Consider the following 4,243-nt stretch of genomic DNA (forward strand, 5'->3'; position numbering starts at 1 on the left):
ATTAAGAAAAGTAATCTATTCGATAGATTACTTTTCTTAATCTTTTAGATTGGTCCATCCATATTGATCTTTTACAATCTTATTTAGCTTAGGTTCAATTAGAGATAATAAAATGTCTTCTGTTGAAACATAACCATTGACTCTTTCTGGAGTATCCTCCTTCCCTTTAGCAAAAACACTACTCGATAACATAACAACTGACATAATTAATAAAAATGTGGTTTTCTTCAACATAAAGTTCACCTCAAAAATCAAATTTCTTTTAGTATTCCACTTCTGGTTTCTAATATCCGATTATAAATAAACGCTATTACACTAAACTGCCCCTTTAGTTCCATAAGGAAAGAGCTGCCTTTAAAGACAGCTCCGATCTTCAGCTAACACCCCGTTAGTTCTATAACTGTGGGCACACCCATTTGAAAAATCAATCAAAATAGACAGGTTCTTGTGAATTATGTAAATGTTTAAAAGCTAATTCAATTTGTGATTCTGTATTTCTAGCTATTGATAATGATGGTAGTTCATTTTCAGCAAAAAACTCAACTGCACTCGTTTCTATTCCTTCTTTAGGTTGTCCACCAATTATTTCACATAGGATAAACATTTTATAAACATGATAAAGTGAAGGAGGGTGTGGATGACACTTCTTATCAAGGACACCTAACAATTTAATTGCTTTAACATCAAACCCTGATTCTTCCTTTACTTCTTTGACTGCAACTTCACTGGGAGTTAATCCTATGTCGCCCCAACCTCCTGGTAAAGCCCAATCTCCATCAGTGTTTTCTCTAACCATTAAAATCTTATTATCTCTAAAGACAACTGATCTAATATCTACTTTAGGAGTCGCATAACCAGTTTCATTGGCAAACAGATCTTTTATTACTGTCTTGTTCATATCTGTTTGATGCGATAATATTTCAACGCTTATAGTTCTTACCAATTCAAATCTTTCCAAGTCATATACATCTTTCGAATAAGTTAATCCCGCCTGTGCAATGGATTGGAGTTGTTTCGCCCATTCAAGCCATTTAGGTTCCATTTATTTCACCACCAATTCAACAATACCTAAATATTACCATAAATCCTTTGGAGTTGATAATAACCTATTCAGCTAACTTGCCTCGTTAGCTCCATAAGAAAAAGCGCTGCCAAAGCAACGCCCTTAATGAAGTAAAGCACCTGTTAGTTCTATAAATTATTTCATTGACCTTGCAACTTCCAACATTTTATTCCTTGATATCCGTGAGCTATGCATTTCTACATAAGTTCCTTCTTGTATCCAACGAAGTAAACCACCAGTAACGATTTCTCCCTTTTTATCTAACTCACCACTATTACCCCATTCTACAAAAAAGCCCGTATGACCGTTTATATCTACCTGCTCTTCGTTTATGTGCATTTCTTTATTAAAAGGACCCTTCCTTTGATTAATATGAATTAGCATATATTTATCGTCGCTATCCATATAGTGCAAGCTAAAATTAGTTATTTTGTCTTTTTCATCCCAAGGGTATGTTTTTATTTCTAACGTCCAATCATTAGGAATATTGTGAGGAACAACTACTTTAAAATCAACTTTCTTCTTGATTTCAGAAATAGTTATACTTTCGTGATTATATTTGATTTCTTTAGCTTGAACTATTAATGGAACGTTCTGAATTAGAATAAATACAACAAATAAACGTATAAAAAGTAATTTCAATTTACTACCTCTTCCTGTTTGGTTTTTACATAGGTAGTTTTACCAATTTGATGTTTCTTATTAAACTAACCTGCCCCTATAGTTGCATAGAAAAAAAGGCTGCCTTAAAGGCAGCTCCAATCTTCAGCTAACGCACCCTTTAGGTTTAGTTAGCTATTCCGTTGTTAAATTACCATCTTTGCCCTTCTTAACATTTATCTCCCATTCAATATCATCTTTTAACCTCAAGCAATAATCCATTGCAAATCGTATATCAAAATCGCCTTTTTCGTATGACTTTTCAAGTGCATCAATATGTTTTCTTGAAAAATAGTTAAACACTTCATCTTCAGAAATTCCTCTTTCTTTTGCGATTTCAACAATACTTTTTTGTTTTCTTAATTCAAAATATTCTTCTTCGTTTACACCCAGAAAACGAGATATGCCTTCAAAATCAGTTTTATACCTAAATATAACCTTGCCTTCTTCAGCAAAAGTAGGTGTAGCACTTACAATAAATAGTAAAGGAATAAATAAAAATGTGATAATCATCCATCTTGGTTGTTTAAACATTACGCTTAACTCCTTTTTTATAGTCCTCAATATTATCACACCTAAGTTAGTTTACTATTCAAAATTATTCTACTCCAGTAGTTTAAAGTAATGATGATGATTAAGTCGACTGTTATCTTTTTTAGTTAAAGAGTGGGTTTCTGTAGCAAGCAGGAACGTTTTTTTATTATTTGAACTCCCATTTACCCTGATCTCACTAAAAAACACATTTAGTTAAAGTAGAAAAAGCTGCCTTTAATAACGCTCTAAGTTCTTATTGAGACAATAGTTGACACAAACTGTACGGTAAAAAAGGCACTAAAAAGTGCCAAGATTCACATCTTTCATTTAGTCGGTGAAAAAGTAAAAGGTTTCCTTGTATTTTCTGCCCTGAACTTCTTTACTGTGTGGTTTTCCGTGCCAACTTAATTCAAATTCAATTTCATTGGCTTTAACCGACATAGGGAAATTTGGAAATTCAAAGACCTGTCCCTGGTTAAATTTTTCATATTGAAAGTCATTAAGACTTAATCCGTATTTTGTTTCTGTATTTGGTTCATTCCTGTAAGTGTTGAATTCTACATTATTTAGATCTTTACCAATATTTTTGATAACAACGTTATACGTCTTAGTAGTTTTTGTCGTTTCTTTACCCTTTGTTATTTCGATTTTCCATTGACCAGATTGCATTATGTTAGTAGGAGGTTTAAATTGCTCGTCTGACTCTGCAACTACATTTGAAGTTATTCCAATGGCTATAAAGCAAAAAATAATTAATGATGGAATTCCTTTTTTCAATATTGTTACCTCCTGTAGGATTGAATCATTTAAATTAGTTTTCCTAAAAGCTAAAAAAATACACTATATATTCATTTCACATTCCGTATTTCTTGGACTAACCTGCCCCGATAGTTCAATAAGAAAAGAGCTACCTTAGAGACAGCTCCGATCTTCAGCTAACGCACCAGTTAGAAATCATCTCCTGATACACAAAAGAGTCCACATTTTTAATCAAGTTCAACTAGTATTTCATCTATAATTTCTGCTAATAATTCAACGCTCCTATTTTCTTCTTCAATTGTATTTTCTACCCCTCCAATTTGAAGGAGGAGTGAGTTCGCAAATAATTCCTGATTATAAAATTTTTGTTTATAAGGATTTCTTGTTTGTGATACTTTCAGTAAGACTCCCCTAGAAAGTCCAGGATACTTCTTTTCTAACTTTTGATGAAAGAGATTTGCGATTTTTCGGTTTTCTTTAAAATTAGGACTGTTTTCCGAGACCACAAATGACACACTGGCTACATCTTTTCCATCTATTCTAACGGTTGTAGCATCTTTTAGTTGCGTATCTCTGTGAATATCTATAATTAATTTTAAATTCTTATTTTTATCAAGAACAGTTTGTACTTCTTTCCCTGAAATATCGTATATGTTTGAGTAATCTAAATCACGATCACGAACTATTTTGTCAAAATCCGTGGTGCTGTGCAATACATTAATATTTTTTTTCTTTAATTCACTAGTTAGTTCTGCACCTACCATCGTAATATTTTTTTTATTATCTAATGCTTTATCTGGATTTTTATCGTTAAGTAACGGCGTAAAGGATTCCGTGGTATGGGTGTGGTAAATAAATACAGAAGGATTTTTACTTGAAGCAGTCATGCTTTCCTCATTATTTTTAGGAATGGCAGACATTACAGTATGGTAAGACTTTACAATGTGTTGATTTCCTCCAAAAAGGAAAGTCCAGGCAGTTAGCGCCACTGTTGCAATAACTACAGACCAATAATAAGAAAGTTTCTTTATTTTCCTTACTGGGGTACAGCCAACATTTCGGAAATTTTGTACGCTAAGCAAATTTCAACCTAAAAAAGTCGGATTCCAGCACGCTAAGGAACCGACTTTTTATTTGGCTTGTTAAGCTGAAGCCTCCGTTAGTTGAATACCACGCTATTCTTTAAAGGCACTTCCTGAGACATTGACTCTCTTTGATACAAAGAAA

Annotated in this window: 6 protein-coding genes; all 6 read right to left on the reverse strand. The window is 32.9% G+C overall.

Annotated features, from left to right (window positions below; all coding sequences use genetic code 11):
- Positions 1–36: 36 nt before the first annotated feature.
- The 6 genes from N9I19_RS24010 to spoIIP all read right to left on the reverse strand — a co-directional run bounded on the left by N9I19_RS24010 (position 37) and on the right by spoIIP (position 4,098).
- Complete coding sequence (locus N9I19_RS24010) at positions 37–234, reverse strand: hypothetical protein (RefSeq protein WP_317779221.1); 198 nt, start codon at positions 232–234, stop codon at positions 37–39.
- Positions 235–424: 190 nt separating this feature from the next.
- Positions 425–1,042 (reverse strand): NUDIX hydrolase, encoded by a 618-nt coding sequence (locus N9I19_RS24015; protein WP_317779222.1) that lies wholly within the window; start codon positions 1,040–1,042, stop codon positions 425–427.
- 156 nt (positions 1,043–1,198) lie between these two features.
- Positions 1,199–1,705 (reverse strand): DUF4367 domain-containing protein, encoded by a 507-nt coding sequence (locus N9I19_RS24020; RefSeq protein ID WP_317779223.1) that lies wholly within the window; start codon positions 1,703–1,705, stop codon positions 1,199–1,201.
- 153 nt (positions 1,706–1,858) lie between these two features.
- Positions 1,859–2,257: a hypothetical protein gene (locus tag N9I19_RS24025; RefSeq protein ID WP_317779224.1), complete on the reverse strand. Its 399-nt coding sequence runs from the start codon at positions 2,255–2,257 to the stop codon at positions 1,859–1,861.
- Between the two features lie 327 nt (positions 2,258–2,584).
- Positions 2,585–3,034, reverse strand: coding sequence for a hypothetical protein (locus tag N9I19_RS24030; RefSeq protein WP_317779225.1), 450 nt, complete (start codon positions 3,032–3,034; stop codon positions 2,585–2,587).
- Between the two features lie 209 nt (positions 3,035–3,243).
- On the reverse strand, positions 3,244–4,098 hold the full coding sequence (spoIIP, locus tag N9I19_RS24035; RefSeq protein ID WP_317779226.1) for a stage II sporulation protein P: 855 nt from the start codon (positions 4,096–4,098) through the stop codon (positions 3,244–3,246).
- Positions 4,099–4,243: the final 145 nt, after the last annotated feature.

Source organism: Peribacillus sp. CSMR9, assembly GCF_033141925.1.
Taxonomy (GTDB): Bacteria; Bacillota; Bacilli; order Bacillales; family DSM-1321; genus Peribacillus; species Peribacillus simplex_A.